General features: G+C 68.8%; 15 protein-coding genes and 1 tRNA gene. 3 read left to right on the top strand and 13 right to left on the bottom strand.

Annotated features, from left to right (window positions below):
* Window positions 1-227 precede the first annotated feature (227 nt).
* On the bottom strand, window positions 228-719 hold the full coding sequence (gene soxR / locus C5E07_RS18075; protein ID WP_374953210.1) for a redox-sensitive transcriptional activator SoxR: 492 nt from the start codon (window positions 717-719) through the stop codon (window positions 228-230).
* A 115-nt stretch (window positions 720-834) separates the two neighbouring features.
* Between soxR and C5E07_RS18070 the strand changes: the two genes are divergently transcribed.
* The 3 genes from C5E07_RS18070 to C5E07_RS18060 all read left to right on the top strand — a co-directional run bounded on the left by C5E07_RS18070 (window position 835) and on the right by C5E07_RS18060 (window position 2,987).
* Window positions 835-1,374: a flavin reductase family protein gene (locus tag C5E07_RS18070; protein WP_104301339.1), complete on the top strand. Its 540-nt coding sequence runs from the start codon at window positions 835-837 to the stop codon at window positions 1,372-1,374.
* Between the two features lie 124 nt (window positions 1,375-1,498).
* Entirely contained in the window at window positions 1,499-2,122 is a 624-nt protein-coding gene (locus tag C5E07_RS18065; RefSeq protein ID WP_104244356.1) for a superoxide dismutase, read from the top strand.
* A 94-nt stretch (window positions 2,123-2,216) separates the two neighbouring features.
* On the top strand, window positions 2,217-2,987 hold the full coding sequence (locus C5E07_RS18060) for an EI24 domain-containing protein (RefSeq protein WP_104301343.1): 771 nt from the start codon (window positions 2,217-2,219) through the stop codon (window positions 2,985-2,987).
* A 288-nt stretch (window positions 2,988-3,275) separates the two neighbouring features.
* Here C5E07_RS18060 and C5E07_RS18055 read toward each other — a convergent pair whose 3' ends face one another.
* The 12 genes from C5E07_RS18055 to C5E07_RS18000 form a co-directional block, all read right to left on the bottom strand.
* Window positions 3,276-4,121, bottom strand: coding sequence for a hypothetical protein (locus C5E07_RS18055; protein WP_104301337.1), 846 nt, complete (start codon window positions 4,119-4,121; stop codon window positions 3,276-3,278).
* Window positions 4,122-4,359: 238 nt separating this feature from the next.
* Entirely contained in the window at window positions 4,360-5,244 is an 885-nt protein-coding gene (locus C5E07_RS18050) for a helix-turn-helix transcriptional regulator (RefSeq protein ID WP_104301335.1), read from the bottom strand.
* Window positions 5,245-5,268: 24 nt separating this feature from the next.
* Window positions 5,269-6,480, bottom strand: a complete 1,212-nt coding sequence (locus C5E07_RS18045) for a PLP-dependent aminotransferase family protein (protein ID WP_104301333.1) — start codon at window positions 6,478-6,480, stop codon at window positions 5,269-5,271.
* Between the two features lie 74 nt (window positions 6,481-6,554).
* Window positions 6,555-8,258 (bottom strand): ABC transporter ATP-binding protein, encoded by a 1,704-nt coding sequence (locus C5E07_RS18040; protein ID WP_104301331.1) that lies wholly within the window; start codon window positions 8,256-8,258, stop codon window positions 6,555-6,557.
* 22 nt (window positions 8,259-8,280) lie between these two features.
* Window positions 8,281-9,150 (bottom strand): ABC transporter permease, encoded by an 870-nt coding sequence (locus C5E07_RS18035; RefSeq protein ID WP_104301329.1) that lies wholly within the window; start codon window positions 9,148-9,150, stop codon window positions 8,281-8,283.
* Window positions 9,147-10,196 carry an ABC transporter permease gene (locus tag C5E07_RS18030; RefSeq protein WP_104301327.1) on the bottom strand — a complete coding sequence of 350 codons (1,050 nt, stop codon included), beginning with the start codon at window positions 10,194-10,196 and terminating at the stop codon, window positions 9,147-9,149. Before C5E07_RS18030 ends, C5E07_RS18035 begins: the two co-directional genes overlap by 4 nt.
* A 26-nt stretch (window positions 10,197-10,222) precedes the next feature.
* Complete coding sequence (locus C5E07_RS18025; RefSeq protein WP_104301325.1) at window positions 10,223-11,881, bottom strand: ABC transporter substrate-binding protein; 1,659 nt, start codon at window positions 11,879-11,881, stop codon at window positions 10,223-10,225.
* A 133-nt stretch (window positions 11,882-12,014) separates the two neighbouring features.
* Window positions 12,015-13,457 carry an FAD-binding oxidoreductase gene (locus C5E07_RS18020; protein WP_104301323.1) on the bottom strand — a complete coding sequence of 481 codons (1,443 nt, stop codon included), beginning with the start codon at window positions 13,455-13,457 and terminating at the stop codon, window positions 12,015-12,017.
* A gap of 481 nt (window positions 13,458-13,938) precedes the next feature.
* On the bottom strand, window positions 13,939-15,351 hold the full coding sequence (locus C5E07_RS18015; RefSeq protein WP_104301321.1) for a glycoside hydrolase family 1 protein: 1,413 nt from the start codon (window positions 15,349-15,351) through the stop codon (window positions 13,939-13,941).
* Between the two features lie 60 nt (window positions 15,352-15,411).
* Complete coding sequence (locus C5E07_RS18010) at window positions 15,412-17,271, bottom strand: beta-glucoside-specific PTS transporter subunit IIABC (RefSeq protein WP_104301319.1); 1,860 nt, start codon at window positions 17,269-17,271, stop codon at window positions 15,412-15,414.
* Window positions 17,272-17,458: 187 nt separating this feature from the next.
* A complete protein-coding gene (locus C5E07_RS18005; protein WP_104301341.1) occupies window positions 17,459-18,376 on the bottom strand; it encodes a PRD domain-containing protein in 918 nt (305 codons plus the stop codon).
* A 158-nt stretch (window positions 18,377-18,534) separates the two neighbouring features.
* Window positions 18,535-18,624 (bottom strand) — tRNA-Ser (locus C5E07_RS18000).
* Window positions 18,625-18,830 lie beyond the last annotated feature (206 nt).

The raw sequence follows: 18,830 nt of genomic DNA, 5'->3' as shown, positions 1-18,830 counted from the left end.
GTGGATGGGCGGGCCCGCGCCCGCCGCGCTGGCCCGCCCATCCACCTTCCCGATCCTGCGCACCCCCTCCGCTGCCCAGGGCTGACTTGTGGTCGTCATTCCGGGCCTGAAACGACCACAAGTCAGCCCTGGGCAGCGGAGGGGGTGCGCAGGATCGGGAAGGTGGATGGGCGGGCCAGCGCGGCGGGCGCGGGCGGGCCGGCGCTGCGGGCGGGCGCGGGCGGCGCTCAGTCGAGGCGGCGAGGGCCGGCTCCTCCGCCGGCGAGGGCATCGTCGGGGTTGAGGAGCCCGCAGGCCTTCATCGACAGGCAACCGCAGCCGATGCACCCCATGAGCTCGTGCTCGAGGCGCTCGATGCCGCGCCGCCGCTCCTCGAGCGTCCGCTTCCACCGCCGCGAAGCGCGCTGCCAGTCCTCCTGGCTGGGCGTCGCATCGCTCGGCAGGTCGGCAAACGCGTCCTGCACGTCAGACAGCGGAATGCCGAGGCGCTTCGCGACCGAGATGAGCGAAACTCGCCGAATCATGTGGCGGGCGTAGCGACGCTGGTTGCCGGCGGTGCGCACCGCGGCGATCAGCTCGAGTTCCTCGTAGAAGCGCAGCGCGGATGCGGCGACGCCCGTCCGACGAACCATGTCGCTCACCGTGAGCAGCTCGTCGGAGATGTGCGGCTGCCCCGGGGCCCGATCGAGCGCCTCTGTGTCCTTGCGTGTCTCGCTCACAGTGAAATCCCACCGTTCGAATTGACTTCAACCTTACTTTAGGTTCTAGCCTCGAAGAGGAAACGCACACGCAACTCCGATCGCCGTCCTCCAGAACAGGCAGAGAGCCCACTCGATGACAGAACCCGCCCCCGAGGCACCAGTCCCAGCGGCGTTGCCCCAAGCAGCGCTGGCAGAAGAGTTCAAGGCCGCCTTCAGGGAGCACCCCGCAGCCGTCGCCATCATCGCGGCCCAGACCGCGAACGGCCCCGTCGGCCTCACCGCATCGAGCGTGAGCTCCGTCGCCGTCGACCCCGCCACGCTCTCGTTCTCCGTGACGCGGGCCACCGGCAGCGCCGGCGGACTTCTCGAAGCCGGCGACGTCACCGTGAACCTCCTCAGCCACGAGCAGGAGCAGATCGCCCTCGACTTCGCCCGCAGCGGCGCCCCCCGCTTCACCTCGGAACAGGGCTGGGATCACTTCCCCACGGGCGAGCCCTTCCTCCCCGAGGCTCGCGAGACGCTGCGCTGCCGCATCGCCAGCACCGTCAAGGTCGGCGGCTCGACCATCGTGCTCGCCGAGGTCCTCGAGGTCCTGCACGGCAGCACGGTCCCGCCGCTCATGTACCAGAACCGCCGCTTCGGCCGCCTCGACGCCGCCACGTTCGGCGACTGAACCCGCGACTGAGCCCGCGCCGCAACCCGCCGCATCAACCCGCGACCGAACCCGCGATTCGGCCGCCCCTCACACCACCCGAACTCACCAATACCGCAGAACACGACAGAAAGAGGGTCACACCATGACCGCATACACCCTTCCCGACCTGGCTTATGACTACTCCGCCCTCGCCCCGAGCATCAGCGGCGAGATCATGGAGCTGCACCACTCGAAGCACCACGCCACCTACGTGAAGGGCGCGAACACGGCGCTCGAGCAGCTCGCCGAGGCCCGCGAGAGCGGCAACCTCGCCAACGTGAACAAGCTCGAGAAGGACCTCGCGTTCAACCTCGGCGGCCACGTCAACCACTCCATCTTCTGGACCAACCTCTCCCCCAACGGCGGCGGCCAGGCCACTGGCTCGCTCGCCACGGCGATCGACGAGCAGTTCGGCTCCTTCGACGCGTTCGTCGCGCAGTTCACGGCAGTGGCGCTCGGCGTGCAGGGCTCCGGATGGGCTGTCCTCGCCTACGACGTGCTCGGCGAGCAGCTCGCCATCTTCCAGCTCTTCGACCAGCAGGGCAACGTGCCGTTCGGGCTCGTCCCGCTGCTCATGCTCGACGTCTGGGAGCACGCCTACTACCTCGACTACCGCAACGTTCGCGCCGACTACATCAAGGCGTTCTGGAACATCGCGGACTGGGACAACGTGCAGCAGCGTTACGACGCCGCGACGACGAAGACCAACGGCCTCATCACGCTCTAGGTTCTTCTCGCTCGAACCGCACAGCTCCTGAGGCGCGGCGGGGGAACGGATGCACGCATCCGCTTCCCTGCCGCGCCTCAGTAGTCTCGGTGGCATGATCGGGCAGTTCTTCTCAGGCGTCAGCGCGCTCTTCCAGGGCTTCGGGTACTGGAAGAAGAAGCCGCATCTGATGCTGCTCGGGCTCATCCCAGCGCTCATCGTCTTCCTGCTCGTTGGCGCCGCGCTCGTCACGCTCCTGTTCTTCGTCGACGACCTCGTCGAGTGGGCCACCCCTTGGGCGGCGTCGTGGGACGAGGTGTGGCGCAACGTCCTGCGCATCGCCTTCATGACCCTCATCGTCGCGGGCGGCGTCTTCCTGTCGGTCACGACGTTCACCGCCATCACGCTGACCGTCGGCGATCCGTTCTACGAGCGCATCTGGCTGTCCGTCGAGCGCGACCTCGGCGACGAGAACCCGGGCGAGGGGCTCGGGCTCCTCGCGGCGGTCAGAGGCAGCCTGTGGCTCGTCGGCATGGGCATCCTCGCGGCCATCGCCGTCGCGATCGTGGGCGTCATCCCGCTCATCGGCTCGGTCGCCGCGGCGGTCGTCGGCGTCACGCTCAATGGGACGGTCCTGTCGCGGGAGCTCACCGGCAGGGCACTGGATGCGCGCCGGCTGCTCGGCGAGCAGCGCGCCTCCGTCATCCGCGGGAATCGTGCGCAGCTGCTCGGCTTCGGCGTCGCGACGCAGCTCTGCTTCATGGTGCCTGGTGGGGCCGTCTTCACGATGCCTGCTGCCGTCGCCGGCTCGACGGTGCTGGCTCGCCGCCTGCTCGACGAGCGCGGGCTCACCCGCGCAGGCTCGCCCGCGAACGCGGAGCAGTAAATCCAGGGCAGAACGCCCCGACGCCGGCCGGTACTGACCCCTCCACTCCACTGCCTGGTTCAGCAGCCTGGACCGAGCGACTGGTCCAGCGGCTCGCAGCAGCAGCTCGCAGCAGCGGGCCCCGCTCGCCGATTCGGCGAGTGCGCGGCCCGCTGCCTCGAGCGCCACGTCGCGCGCCTCCCAGTGTGCGGCCGCGAACCGCAGGCCGTCCCGGGCCCGAGGCTGGGACGACCGACGGTTCAGCTTCGCCTGCCGGAGGAGGGTGAGAGGCGACCGAGCTGGGCTGCCCTAGCAGGCGGCCCGGCGCTCGACCCGCAGACCGGTGACGAAGATCGTCTGGTCGTTGTCGGTGTTCACCGTGTTGTTCGTGGTGCCGAGCATGTACCCGAGGTTGAAGTAGCGCACCGTGAACGAGCGCACCGGGCCGGCGAAGACGACGTCGACCTGGCCACCGGGTGCGTCCTCGCTCTTGTTGCCGTCGACCGAGTTGTACCAGGGGCTCGTGGCGGTCCCGGCGCCCGTGACCGTGGAGCCGCTCGGGATCGAGAACGTCCTCGGTGCCGCGGACTCGAGGACGACACCGTCGAGGAAGTCGCGCGTGAGGCCGTTCCCCGCTCGCCAGAGGCGATCGATGTCGGTGATGGAGAAGCGAACGTTGTAGAGGTCCTCGGCGAAGGTGAAGACGACCGTCTGGAAGTCGTTTGCAGACGGTTGCGTCACGGCGTTCGGGCCGTTGAACTGGTTGATCTGGTAGCCGCGCTGGCCGATGCCGCCGACGTTCTGTGCCGAGACGGTGCCGTCGTTCGTCTCCGCCCGCATGTTGCCGCTGAAGGTGTGCTGCACCGTGGCGCTGATGTTGGGCGTCGTGGGCCGGGTCGAGTTCTGCGGGCGGAAGACGGCCGTGCGGTCGAGGGTCGTGGCCCTGCCGACGGTCGCCGCGGTTCCGCTGACGGTCGCGAGCCCCCAGTTGATGCCGACGTCGGGGTCGACGCACAGCGTGGAGGCGGCTGCGAGGGGAGCCGCGATGGCTGTGGCCACGACCGGAGCCGACCAGGCGGCTGCGGTGAGCAGGGTGCGGCGGGTGGTCGTCGTGGGGGTTGCTGCGACGTTGGCGGGTTCGGGGGAGGTGTTCATTGCGCGACTTTCTGGGTTCCGAAAATTGGGCACACGAGCGAGCACCGCGTGGGAGTGCGGTGCTGATGAGTGCTGGGAGTGGGCGTATCGCATCTGAGCGATTCGCGTCCGTGGTCGCGCTACGTCGCCTGGGGGCACACGAGCGTTCGACCTCGCGACTCTATGCGCAGGGATAGACCTTCCGGTCGGTCCGGCGACGGAATCGACGATTCTCGCGACAGAACTGGCCGCTCCGGCTTCAGTCGCGGCCGAGCGCCTCGATCGCCGCGAGCATCGATGTCACCGATGCGAAGCCCGACGCCCTGGCCGCGGCCCTGCGCTGCGTCGGCGAATCGCCCGTAGCCAGGAGGTGCCTGGCATGCCTCGCCCGAGCGTTGCGCAGCTCCACCGCTGGCGTCATGCCGACGCTCTCGAACGCCCTGTGCAGCAGGGAACGCGAGACGCTGAGGCGCCGCGCGAGGGTGGTCGCCGAGAGTGAACGGTCGGCGAACTCTCCCGCGATGATCTGCCTGGCCCCCTCGATCAGGACCAGGAACCGGTCGCCGCCTTCGCTCGTGGTCGCCCGGAAACGCCCCACCGCCTCCGCGATGCTCGCGAGCAGCGCCGACTCGATCGCGATGCGCAGGTTTCCCGCGCCAGGCCCGGAGTAGTCCCTCTCGGAGTCCAGGATGCTCGTGACGAGCGCGCGCAGGGCGCGACTGTAGACAGGGTCTGCGTCGACCCTGAGGGGGAACTCCCGGATGATCGGCTCGACCGCGGAGCGCCGGACCGAGTAGAGGAACGAGGTCGTCTCATCTGCGCTCGACACATCGTGCGGCCGCCGCGGGTCGAAGAGGAGGTACGAGCCCGGAGTCAGCTCGTGGGAGATGCCCGAGATCGTGACGGTCATCGTCCCCGAGACGGTGGAGAGCACCTGCACCGTCTCGAGTTCCCCAGGCAGGACGTCCGCGATCGTGGCTTGCACGGGCGTGAGGTGCAGCCGCCACATGGCGACATCGCCGAGGTCGATGGCCGTGACATCGACTGCGAACTCGGCTTGCGCACCTTCGACGCGGTAGCCGCTGAGCTCGGCGAACTCAGCCGCACCCCTGCCGCGACGCCGGTATCGTTGCGGAGAAGCCACCCGAATATTTTGGCACGAGTCCGCTTATTGCTTCTCGAGTGCGCGGCCGAGGCGCGCGGCCGCCTCCTGCAGGCGCTCGACGGGGGTGTCTCCGTAGGCGAGCCGCAGACGTCGAGGCGCGTCGGTGCCCGGCCCGGACGGGAAGAACGAGCCGCGCTGGTAGCCGATGCCCTCAGCGCTGGCATCCTCGGCGAGCCTGTCCGCGTCGATCGCGTCGTCGACGAGTCGCGGCCACAGGAACAGGCCGCCATCTGGCGCGTCGATCTCGAAGGCCCCGGGTGCGTGGGCCTCGAGCGCGGCGGAGAGCGCATCCGCCCGCTCCCGGTACAGCACGCGCGCGGACGCGAGCGTGTCGTCGAAGAACGACGGCGCGCTGCCGAGCAGCTCGGCGACCGCATGCTGCACGAGCTGCGACGAGTGCGAGTCCTGACGCGCGCGCAGCGACACGAAGTCGGGGACGAGCCGCTCCGGCAGCACGATCCAGCCGAGGCGCAGGCCGGGGCCGAGCGTCTTCGTGAAGGTGTTGATGTGGATCACGTGCGAGGAGCTGTTGAAGATCTCGAAGTCGAGCTCTTCGCCGCGGAAGCGCAGCTCCCGGTACGGGTTGTCGGCCAGCAGGATGAAGTCGTACTGCTCCGCGAGGCGCACGAGCTCACGGCGCCCCTCGAGGGTCAGACTGTGCTGCGAGGGGTTGTGGAAGTCGGGCACCGTGTAGACGGCCGCCGGACGCGCGCCGGCGATCAGATGGGCCTCCAGCTCGGCGACGTCGAAGCCGTCGCGGCCGACCGTGATCGGCAGGATCCGCGCGTCGGAGAGTTCGAGGCCGCGCAGGAACAGCGGGAAGATCGGGTTGTCGACCGCGACGAGGCCGCCCCGCTCGACCACGAGCTGCACGGCGAGCGAGATGCCGTGGAACCCGCCGTTCGTGATGAGCACACGCGATACCGGCACGCCCTCGCGTGCGGCGATCCACTCCCGCAGCGCGGGCACGCCCTCGGTTCGCCCGTACTGCAGCGCGGGCACGCCCGGCACGGACAGCACCCGCGCGGTCGCCTCGGCGAGCTCGGCGGAGGGGAGCACCGACGGGTCGGGGATGCCGCCGAGCAGCTCGATGGAGTCAGGGCGCCGGTCGCGCAGGGTCGCGTCGCCGAAGCCCTTCGGCGCGTTGAAGGCGCGCGCGAGCTCCGTCGACGTCCAGGTCGGCGTGAGGGTCGGCGTGCTTGCGGTGCTTGTCATGGTGTCGTCGTTCTCTTTCGCGCGAGGCGCACGGCCTCGGTCGGTTCAGGTGGAGGTTCGGAGGTGCGGCTCGCTCAGACGAGCGCCGGGACCTGGACTGCGGGCGTCACGTTCGCATCCGCTGACGGAGCCGCATGCCCGGACCGGGGCGTGGGGATGGCATCGATGAGGGCCCGCGTGTAGGGCTGCTCGGGATGCGCGAGCACCTCGGCAACCCGTCCGGATTCGACGACCTTGCCTCCCTGGAGCACCGACACGGTGTCTGCGACCTGGCGGACGAGCGCGAGATCGTGGGAGACGAACAGGTAGGTGAGTCCCAGCTCAGCCTGCAGCTGGAACAGCACCTCGAAGATCTCCGCCTGCACGGTCACGTCGAGGGCGGAGGTCGGCTCGTCGAGCACGAGCACGTCTGGCCGGAGCACGAGGGCGCGCGCGATGGCAACACGCTGGCGCTGGCCGCCGGAGAGGGCGGACGGCTTCCGGGACAGGAACTCCGCGCCCAGGCCGACGGACGCGAGGGCGGCCCGAGCCTTCTCGGCGCGCTCCCGCTTGTCGCCGACCTTGTAGCGGTCGAGCGGCTCGCGCACGATGCGCTCCACACGCCACGTCGGATCGAGGGAGGTGAACGGGTTCTGGTAGACGAGCTGCAGGTGGCGGCGGATCTCGCGGAGCTGCTTGGGAGAGCTGCCGTCGACTCGCTCGTCGCCGACGCTGATCTCGCCGGCGTCCGCCTCCTCGAGGCCGAGCAGGATGCGGACGGCCGTCGTCTTGCCCGAGCCGGACTCCCCCACGAGCGCGTGCGTCGTGCCTGCCCTCACCGCGAACGACACGTCGTCCAACGCCGCGACCCGTCGCTCCCCGACCGAGAAGCTCTTCGACACGCCCGTGACCGCGACCTGCTCGGTCGCGGCGCCGCGGCTGTCGCGCTGCAGCAGCGAACCGTAGCGGTCGGGGTTCAGGGCGGGGGCATCCTGCCGCAGACGAACCGTGTACGGCGACGTGGACTCGGTGAACACGTGCTCCGTCGCGCCGGCCTCCTGCACCTCGCCTCCCTTGAGGACGACGATCTTCTGCGTGCGCTCGGCCGCGATCGCGAGGTCGTGCGCGATGAGCACGAGCCCGATGCCGAGTTCGCTCTGCAGCTCGCTGAGCACCCCGAGGATGCGCTTCTGGATCGTCACGTCGAGCGCACTCGTCGGCTCGTCCGCGATGAGCAGCTCGGGGCTCGGCAGCACGGCGAGCCCGATGAGCACACGCTGCAGCATGCCGCCGGAGAGCTGGTGGGGGTAGGACTCGTACACGCGCTTCGGGTCGGGCAAGCCGACCCGCTCGAACGTCGCGAAGATGAGCTCCCGCTGCTCGTCGCGGGAGAGGCCGTCGACGAGGTCGGCCGCCTCGTGCGCCTGGGAGCCGATGGTGCGCACCGGGTTGAGGGCGTTCGCCGGGTCCTGCGGCACGAAGCCGATGCGGGTGCCGCGCAGGGGGCGGAACTGGCGCGGCGAGTACGCGAGCACGTCCTTCCCCTCGAAGCGGATGCTCCCAGCCGCTCGACCGCCGTCCGGCAGGAGGCGCAGGATCGCGCGGGCGATCGTGGACTTCCCGGACCCGGACTCGCCGATGAGCGCGAGGCTCTCGCCACGGTTCAGCGTGAAGCTGACGTCGGAGACGACCTCGCTCCTGCCGTACGCGACCGACAGGTTCTCGACCTGCAGGAGGGGCTGAGCGGAGGATTCGGGAGCGGGTGCGGGTGCGGGTGCAGATGCAGATGCGTGGGTCATTGCGTGCCTCTCGTGCGTTCGGTCAGGACGTCTGCCGGAGCCACCGGCTGATGCGGTTGACGGAGAGCACCGTCGCGATGGTGACCAGCGCTGGCCACAGCACGAGCCAGGGTGCCCGCGGGTAGTCCTTGCCGTTGGAGATGAGCAGCCCCCAGTCGGATGCGGGCGGCGGGTCGCCGTAGCCGAGGAACGCGAGGCCAGCGATGACGAGGATCGAGAGCCCGAACTGCAGCACCGCGAGCGCCAGGACGGAGCGAGACGCGTTGGGGAGGACGTGGCGGCCGAGCACGTGCCACTTCGACCCGCCCTGGAGGTAGGCGGCCTCCACGAACGTGGCCCGCCGCGTCTTCAGCACCTCGGATCTCATGACGCGGGCGAACACCGCCACGGCGGAGACGCCCGTGGCGATCGCGGCGTTGATGGTCTGGAAGCCGAGGGAGGAGACGATGACGACGGCCAGGAGGAAGCTGGGGATGGCGAGCAGCACATCCACGAACCTGGCGAGCACCGTGTCGGTCCAGGAGCCGATGAATCCGCCGATGAGACCGATCGCGCCGCCCACGACGACGCCGATGATGACGGCGACCAGCGCCGACGAGATCGAGGACTGCGTGCCGAAGACGACCCTGGCGAACTGGTCGCGTCCGAGGTGATCGGTGCCGAACCAGTGCTGCGGGCTGGGCGCCAGGAACTTGTCGGCGGGGACGCCGTCGACCGGGCTGGAGGAGGTGAAGACGCCGGGCAGCAGCGACCAGGCGAGCACCAGGGCGATGACGACCAACGACAGCACGACCGTCGGGGGGAAGACGCCGATCGCGCGAACCTTGAACGCGGCCCTGGGACTGCGGGAGCCGGTCGCGCCCGGTGCGGCGTTCAGAACTGCGGAGGTCATACGATGCTCGCCTCTTCCTTGAGCGGGGAGTCGGACGGTGTGGAGGAGGACTCGGGTGCCGACGCGTCCGCGTCCCCGATGACGGGCCCGCCCTTCTTCCGGTTTCCTTCGATGTCGACGCGCGGATCGAGGATCGGGTAGGCCAGGTCGGCGAGGAGGTTGACGAGCACGAAGACGACGGCCGCGAGGCCGACGACCGCCTGCAGCACCGGCAGGTCCTGGCTGGCAACGGCCCGCTGCACGATGCTGCCGATGCCGCTGCGCCCGAAGACGGCCTCCGTGATGAGGGAGCCGCCGAGCAGCTCGCCCACCGTGAGCGCGAGCACCGTCACCGCGGGCAGCGCCGACGGCTTCAGGAGGTGCCGCGTGAAGAGTCGCCGCTGCGTGAGCCCGCGGGAGCGCGCCACCGACGCGTACTCCTGCGAGGACGCGTGGTCGAGGTTCGTGATGAGCACCTCCGCGATCTGCGCCGAGACCGGGATGCCGAGGGCGACGGCGGCGAAGAACGTCGCCCACGCGCTCTCCGGGTCGACGATGCGGAACAGGCCGAAGCCGAACGCGAACACGTTGATGAGGACCAGGCCGATGACGAAGTTCGGCACCGACAGGAACAGCGACGGGAACGCGCGCAGGACACCCTGGCCGTAGCGGACCGGCAGCACCTGCGTGCCGAACGCGATGAGCACGGCGAGCACAACCGCCACGAGGAGGGCACTGCCCGCGAGAGCGAGCGTCGAGGGCAGCGCATCCCCGATGAGGTCGGCGACGGGCAGGTTCGAGCGCAGCGAGACGCCGAAGTCACCGACGACGAACCTCGTGAGCGAACCCCACAGCTGCACGAGCAGCGGCTGGTCGAGGCCGTAGTAGGCCACGATGCGGGCGATCTCCTCCTCCGTGAACCCGTTGTCGGGGTTGCGCAGCGTGCTCGTGACCGGGTCCCCCGGCAGCACGCTGATGACGAAGAACGTGAAGACGTAGGCGAGCAGCACGACGATGATCGCCTGGCCCGTGCGCCTCAGCGCGAAGCGCGTGTAGTTCTGTCTCATGCTGGTCCCCTCCCGCCGGCCGGGGCCTAGTCGACCCAGGCCGTGGCGTAGTTGGCGTACGCGACGCCGTTGTACGTGACGCCGTGCAGGTTCGGCGACTGCACGTACACGCGCTGCACGATCTGCGTGATCGGGGCGAAGTAGCCCTGCTCGAGCACGTACCCCTGCAGCTCGTCGGCGAGCGCCGCGCGTGCCTCGGTGTCGCTCGAGCTCGAGATGCCCTCGGCGTACTCGTTGAGCTTCGTGTCGCTCGTTCCCACGCCGAACCAGTCCTCGTCGCCCTCGTTGAGGCTCGTGAGGATGCCCGCGACCGTGCCGACGTCGATGAAGCTGCGCGTGATCTCGGTGGCCTGGATCTCGACGCCGCTGTTGAGCACGCGCTCGCCGTACGTGACGACGTCGTACGCCTCGATCTTCACGTCGAAGCCGACCTTCTTGAGCTGCTGCGCCACGAGCTCGTCGACCGACTGCGAGGTGGCGAGGTAGGGGTTCGGGTAGAGCGTCACGGCGAGGGTCTCGCCGTTCTTCGAGCGGATGCCGTCAGCGCCTGCCGTCCAACCGGCCGCATCCAGCAGCTTCTTCGACTCCTCCGGGTCGAACGCGAACGCGTCGCTGTGGTCCGTCGCCTCGGGGACGTTGCTCTGGATGAACGACTCCGCGGCCTCCCAGTCCTCCGTGTACACGGTGGAGAGGATCTCGTCGCGGTCGATGCCGTGCTGGAATGCCTGACGCACCTCGGTCTCGTCGAACGGGGCGACCTGCGTGTTCAGCGCGTAGCCGTTGACGAAGCCCAGGTAGCGGGGAACCGCGACCTCGAGGCCCTCGTCGGCGAGCGCATCCAGCTCCTGCGGGGAGGTGTTGTAGGCGACGTCCGCCTGGCCAGCCTGCACCGAGGAGGTGCGCAGCGACGGCTCGGCGACGATCTGGTAGGTGATGGAGTCGAGGAACGCGGGGCCCGTGTGCTCGAGCGCCTCCGGACCCCAGGTGTAGTCCTCGCGCTTGGTCAGGACCACGTCCTGCCCTTCCTGCCAGGACTCGACCGTGAACGGGCCGCTGCCGACGAAGTTGCTGAGGTCGGCCTGCTCCTCGGCCGGCAGCGCGATGACGGCCGGTGAGGTGAGGATCGAGCCGTGGTAGCCGAGCGTCGGGATGAAGCCGAGGGTGGGCTTCGAGAACTTCACCTCGACGGTCGCCGCGTCGACCGCGGTCGCACCGTCGTAGTTCGCGGCGGGGAACAGCCCGATGCGGTTGATGCCGCGGTCGGGGTCGCCCTTGGCCCAGATGTCGAGGTTCGCGACGACCGCCGCGGCGTCGACGGGGGTGCCGTCCGAGAAGGTCACGCCGTCCTTGAGGTGCAGCGTGTACTCCGTCGCGTCGTCGTTCTGATCCCAGCTCTCCGCGACCCACGGGCTGACGTTGCCCTCGCCGTCGACGTACACGAGCTTGTCGGTGACGTGGCCCCAGACGTGCCCCTGGTAGCTGGAGATGGCGCTGTTGTTGGGGATCCAGCTGTCGCCGAGGGAGTCGATGAGGAACGTGACGTCGCCGCCGTTCTTCGGCTCGCCCTCCCCCGCGGCTCCCGGGGCGGCGTCGGACGTCGCGCAGGCTGCGAGGAACGACATGCTGGCGAGCACGCCGATGGCTGCGGCGAGTTTCCGTCGGAGTCGTGGGTGTCGTGTCGACATGGTGGTGGCTGCTTTCTCGGGGTCTGCATTGGGGATTGCGGGTGGTCGGTCGGTGGGTGCGTGTACGTGTGCTGGTGCTGGTGAGCGGATGCTCGGGATGGGTCGCTCGGGACGGGGCGCTCGGGGCGCCGGGTCAGATGGCCTTGCCTGGGTTGAAGAGCGCGGCGGGGTCGAGCGCGTGCTTGATGGCGTGCTGCGCCTCCCGGCTCCGCTCGGACAGCTCGAGGGCTGCGAGGTCGAGCTTCGACGAGCCGATGCCGTGCTCACCGCTCACGGTTCCGCCGAGCTCGAGCGCGAACTCGGCGAGGGCGGCGGCCGCGTCGTGCAGCTGCGGCGGGACGACGTCCGGGTCAGCTCCCTCCGGGATGCGGAGCGTGATGACGGGGTGCAGGTTGCCGTCGCCGGCGTGCGCGACAGCGCCCACCGTGACGCCGAAGCGCTCCTCGACGACCGGGAAGTGGGCGAAGATCTCGGGGATGCGCGACTTGGGAACGGCGATGTCGCCGCCCGCGAACCACTCGGCGCGATCGAAGCCGCGCCCTGAACGGCGCAGCTCCCACAGCGCCTCGCCGTCCTCGACGCTCTCCTCGGTGACGAGCCCGCCGACGGCTTCGAGCGCCGCGCGGAGGTCGGCGGACTGCTCGTCGATGCCGTAGCCGTCAAGCTCGATGAGCAGCAGGGCGCCACCGCGGGCGGTGAGCGTGCTGCCGCTGTGCGCGTCGATGTTCGCGAGCGTGCGGGCATCGAAGAACTCGACAACGCTCGGGCGCACCGTGCTGCGGGTGATGGCGGCGAGCGCATCCGCGCCAGCTGCCGTCGTCGCGAAGAACGCCGACACCGTGCGGCGGGCGACGGGGATCGGACGCAGGCGCACGGTCGCCGCGACGACGATGCCGAGAATGCCCTCCGAGCCGACGAAGAGGGAGACGAGGTCGAGGCCCGTGACGCCCTTGATGGAGCGATGGCCGACGTGCACGAGGGCGCCGTCGGCGAGCACGACGTCGAGCGCGAGGATCGACTCGCGCGTGACCCCGTACTTCGCGCAGCGCAGCCCGCCGGCGTTGGTGGCGATGTTGCCGCCGATGGACGAGATGTCCCAGCTGGCCGGGTCCGGGGCGTAGAAGAGGCCGTACGGCTCGAGGTGGCGGTTGAGGTCGGCGTTGATGACTCCCGGCTCGACCACGGCGACCTCGTCGAGCGGGTTCACCTCGACGACCCGGTCGAGGCGCTCCGTCGAGACGACCAGCTGCCGCTCGTCGGCGGTCGCGCCTCCTGCGAGGCCGGAGCCAGCGCCGCGCGGCACCACCGCGATGCCGTGCTCAGCCGCCGTTCGCACGATCACCTGCACCTCCGCCGCCGTGCTCGGGAACGCGACGGCCGGGCCGATGTCGATGCCGGCGAGACGGCCCCTGGTGCTCGCATCCACCGCGTACTCGCGTGTCAGCGCCGAGGGCACGCGCACCTCGAGCTGCGGCAGCTCCGCCTGCAGCTCGCCGATGAGCCGCTGCAGCGGTTGCGCTCCCTCGAGCGAGGAGAGCGGCGCGGTCGGCGCGGGGGTGGCGAGCTCGGTGGGCATGCTGGCCTTTCGACGGGAGGCGGGAGGATCCCTCGAAAGGTACGGAAGCGCCCATCGCGTGAACAGGCACCGTCGTCGCTTCCCTTCGCCGAACGTTGTCGGGCTTCAGGCGGCGTCACGGTGCGTCATCGACCACGCCAGAAAGTGGCGCACGCTCGACCCCGAGTTGCCTCACAGGCAACACGCGCGGCGGGCCGCGCCTCGGACAATCCGGTCGCGCGGTCCAAGACGACCGGTCGCTTCCCGCGTCGACTGTCCAACATCAGTGCAGAAGTGGCCGAACTCGGCCCTGAGGGCCTGCAACGGCCGATATTGCACTGATGTTGGACAGGCCCGCCCGGCACCCGTTCGGCAGAGCCTGCGCGCCCGCCCGATCAACGCGAAAAGGCGGGCCGCGCGATGTGCGCGACCCGCCTCCTGTGAGTGCCGGCCCCGGCGTCCGCCCGCGAGGGCCGGATACCGGGGCTCGGGATGCTGGCCGTTACGCCTGCAGGCTTCCTCCGTTGGTGCGGATGACCTCGGCGTACCAGTCGAACGACTTCTTCTTGTAGCGCTCGAGTGTGCCGGAGCCGTCGTCGTTGCGGTCGACGTAGATGAAGCCGTACCGCTTGCTCAGCTGCGCCGTGCTCGCCGAGACGAGGTCGATGCAGCCCCACGTCGTGTAGCCGAGCAGCTCGACGCCGTCAGCGATCGCTTCGCCTGCCTGCACGAGGTGGTCGTTGAGGTAGGCGATGCGGTAGCCGTCATCGACGGTCTTCACGCCGTCGATCTCGACGAGCTGGTCCTTCGCCCCGAGCCCGTTCTCGACGATGAACAACGGCTTCTGCCACCGCTCCCAGAACTGGTTCATGACGATGCGCAGGCCGGTCGGGTCGATCGCCCAGCCCCACTCGCTCTTCTCCAGCGTCGGGTTGGGCACGCCGCCCATGATGTTGCCTTCACCGGCGCCGGCAGCGGGATCCGCCGTCTCGGCGATGCTCATGTAGTAGCTGAACGAGATGAAGTCGACCGTGTTCTTCAGGATCTCGCGGTCCTCATCCGTGATGTTGAGGTCGATGCCCTTCTCCTTGAAGAGGCGCAGCGCGAAGCCCGGGTACTCGCCGCGCACGTGCACGTCGCCGAACATGAGGTTCGAGTGGTCGACGTCCATGACCTTGAGCGCGTCCGCGGGGCTCGGCGTGAGCGGGTAGACGGGCATGGCGATGAGCATGCAGCCGACCTGCGCATTCGGAGCGACCTCGTGCGCGATCTTCGTCGCGAGCGCCGAGGCGACGAGCTCGTGGTGGATGGCCTGGTACAGGTCCTGCTCGCTGAGCTGCTCCTTCGGCGTGAGGATGCCACCGCTCAGGAGCGGGGCGTGCAGCACCGAGTTGATCTCGTTGAACGTGAGCCAGTACTTCACTCGCGAGCCATAGCGCTCGAACAGCACTCGGGCGTAGCGCTCGTAGAAGCCGATGAGCTCGCGGCTCACCCAGCCGTCGTACTGCTGCGCGAGGTGCAGCGGCGTCTCGTAGTGCGAGATCGTGACGAGCGGCTCGATGCCGTGCTTCTCCAGCTCGTCGAGCACTCGGTCGTAGAACGCGAGGCCCTCCTCGTTGGGCTCCAGCTCGTCGCCCTTCGGGAAGATGCGGCTCCACGCGATCGAGAAGCGGAACGTCTTGAACCCCATCTCGGCGAAGAGCGCGATGTCCTCCGCGTAGCGGTTGTAGAAGTCGATGCCGACGTGCTTGAGGTTGTCGTCCGTCGGCCCCTCGGTCGGCGGCGCCATGATGCCCTTCGGCATGACGTCCTGGATGGAGAGGCCCTTGCCCCCGTCGACGTAGCCGCCCTCGAGCTGGTTGGCTGCGGTCGCGCCGCCCCAGAGGAATCCGTCTGGGAAGTTCGTTGTCGTCATTCGCGTGTCTCCTTCGTTCTGCGATGCGTTGGTGCGTGAAGTCGTGCGATGTGGATGCGGCTACTTGGCGAGTGCCACGGTCTCGACCGACTTGGCCAGGTACAGCGACTCTCCGTGCGAGATGGGGCCGGTCACCTGGCTCGTGATCTCCGGGTACAGCTCTGAATTCGTGATGATGACGGGCGTCGTGACGTCGTAGCCCGCCGCCTTGACGGCGTCGACGTCGAACTCGATGAGCAGCTCGCCAGCCTTCACGGCCTGGCCGGACTCGACCTTCATCGTGAAGTGCTGGCCGTTCAGCTTCACCGTGTCGACACCGATGTGGATGAGCACCTCGGCACCGTCCGCGTGGCGCAGGCCCACCGCGTGGCCCGTCGGGAAGGCGGCTGCCACGACACCGTCGAACGGTGCGTAGACGGCGCCGGAGCTGGGGATGACCGCCGCGCCCTTGCCGAGCACACCGCCGGCGAAGACGGGGTCGGAGACCTCGGACAGCGCAACCGCGGTGCCGTCGAGGGGGCTGAGGATCTCGAGGTCGTTGCTTGCGGCCTTGGCCGGAGCTTCCTCTTCCACCGGGTCCTTGAAGCCGAGGATGACGGTGAGGAGGAACGACACCACGATCGCCGCGACCAGGCCGAGGCCGAGGAAGACCATGTTGCCGTTGCCGAAGAGCGCAGGCAGCGCCAGCCCGGAGGGAACGACGAAGGCGGTGGAGAAGACGCCACCCATGGCGATGATCGCCCCGCCGAGTGCGCCACCGATGACGCCGAAGATGAAGGGGCGCTTGAGGGGCAGGTTGATGCCGTAGATCGCGGGCTCGGTGATACCGGCGAGGAAGCCGGACAGCGTGGCGGGTGCGGCGAGCGACTTGAGCTTCTTGTCGCGGGTGCGGACCCACACGCCGGCGACGGCCGCGGACTGCGCGAGGACTGCAGCGAACACCGGGCCGATCAGCAGGATCTGGCCTGTTGCCTGGAACTCGAGCGTGAACAGCGGCACGAAGCCCCAGTGGAGTCCGAAGATGACGAAGACCTGCCACAGACCACCCATGATCGCGCCGCCGAGCCACGGGACGTTCGCGAAGATCCAGCCGATGCCCTCGCCGAGCCATCCGCTCAGGAGCGCGGAGATCGGGCCGACGACGACGAACACGAGGGGCACCGCGATCAGAACCACGATCATGGGCGTCAGGAAGCGGCGGACCGAGGAGTGCAGCTTCGCGTAGAGGAACTTCTCCGCGTAGCTCTGCAGCCACACGATGAGGATGATCGGGATGACGCTGGAGACGTAGCTGACCATCGTGAACGGGATGCCGAAGAACGTCAGCCCCTCGGCTCCGACCAGCGGAGTGATCGTCGGATAGACCAGCGCGCCGGCGATCGCGAACGAGGTCCACTCGGAGGCCTTGAAGTAGCGTGCCGCCGTGATCGCGAGCGCCATCGGCAGGAAGTTGATGAACGCGTCGGAGAGCGCGTTGAGGACGAGGTACGTCGACGTGTCGGTGGCGATCCAGCCGAAGGTCGCCGCGGCGGACAGGAATGCCTTCAGCAGACCGGTGCCGGCGAGCGCCCACAGCAGTGGGGTGAACAGCGCCGCGATCATCGAGATGAAGCGGTTGAAGAGGTTCTTCTTCGGCTCGTCGGGATCGATCGTCGCCGTCTGCGTGCCCGCGACGAGGTTCGAGATCTTTCCGAGCTCGGCGTACACCTCCGGGACCTCGTTGCCGATGACGACCTGGTACTGGCCGCCGGCCTCGGCCGTCGTGATGACGCCCGGGATGGCCTTGACCGCGGCCTTGTCGATCTTCGCGTCATCCCTGATCGCGAAGCGCAGCCGGGTCATGCAGTGCACGACCGACTTGACGTTCTCTTCGCCGCCGACGCCCTTGAGCACATCCGCTGCAACTCTTGAGTGATCCATGGGACCGCTCTCCTTCTCCCGCCATCGGCGGCAATTCGGTCTGGAGCCCCTGGGCCGAACCGGCAGATTTTGGGCAACAAAAAAACCTGAACTCGAACACCGCCATTTCGGCGATATGAGTTCAGGTTTTGCCCGCTTGACCGGTAACAATCCAAGGATTCCGCAGGACTTCATTGCCCTGCGGCAGTCACTCTAGCATCGGCTCCACGTCTGTGCCATAGGCAATGTGCTGCGCGAGCCGTTCGATGTGGACCGTCACGTACAGGAGCTCCTCGTCGGTCAGCTCGACCCCCGTCGCCTCCCGCACGTACCCCTTCACCTGCTCGGCGATAGCGAACGAGCGCGGGTAGGTGCGCTTCGTGAAGTCGAAGAACGACGAGTCCGTGGAGCGGAGCATGCTGCGCGACACGAGCCGCTGCAGGAGGAACTGGATGTGCAGCACGAAGCGCGCGTAGTCGTGGCTGTCGACGTCGAGGTCGACACCGAGGCCCGCCTCGACGGTCACGACCACGTGCTGGACGCGGCGGAAGAGCAGGGCGGAGGTGCCGTCGGGCTCGTCGCGCGTCGAGTTCAGCACGTGCATCGTCAGGAACACGGCTTCCTCCGGCGGGAGCTCCCGCCCGAGGGCCGAGGAGATGACCTTCGCCATGTGCTTCGACGCGGCGAACTCCTGCGGGTGCAGCACGCGCAGCTCCGGCATCGACGTCGCCGGAATGCGGATACCCCGATCGAGCCGCTCGAGCACGTACTGGATGTGGTCGATGACCGCGAGGGGAAGCCGCTTGCCGAGGTCGCGCCCCAGCATCCGCTCGGCCTCGTCGACCGCACTCATGACCGCCTCGACCACGGGATACGGCACGGCGCTCAGCAACTGCAGGGCCTGGTCGCCCTCGCTGCCCGTCGCGAGCACGAACGTCTTCTCCACCCTCGAGGGGTCGATGAGGTCACCCGGCTTCAACTGGAAGCCGAGACCGCGCCCCATCAGCACACGCTCCTGCCCGGCCCCATCGATCTGGATCACAACGTTGTTGTTGATGACCTTCGAGATGCCAGGAGTCGGGGAGCTTTCTGCCTTCGAGGAGCTCCTCCTGCGGGATTCGCCCATGATGGGCATTGTATTGCGCCAGGCTCGACGGCAAGCGCGGGGAGCGAGCCGGCTGGGCGGTGCACGCAGGTGGATGCACGCACGTGCACGCGAATGCACGAAACCCCGGCTCCGAGCTGGGCTCGTACCGGGGCTTCATCTTGGTGTTCTCTGCAGAGCGGAGACGAGGGGATTTGAACCCCTGGTCCCCTCAAAGGGGACTCCACCTTAGCAGGGTGGTGCACTCGGCCGGACTATGCGACGTCTCCAAGACTCACCTATCGTAGCGGGTCGCGGCGCAACTTCCGAACTGAGCGCGCGATTTCGCACGACCAACCCCACGGATGGGGCAGTTTCACCCCGTCCTCGGCCGCAACACGGGGTGAAACCGCCCCATTCGGGCAGCGGAGGGGCGGTTTCACCCCGTGTTGCGGCCGAGGACGGGGTGAAACTGCCCCATCCGTGGGGTTGGTCG

This window comes from Pseudoclavibacter sp. RFBJ3 (assembly GCF_002931375.1).
GTDB lineage: Bacteria > Actinomycetota > Actinomycetes > Actinomycetales > Microbacteriaceae > Pseudoclavibacter.
The sequence above is the reverse complement of the archived record's forward strand: the minus strand, read 5'-3'. Positions and strand labels throughout refer to the sequence as shown.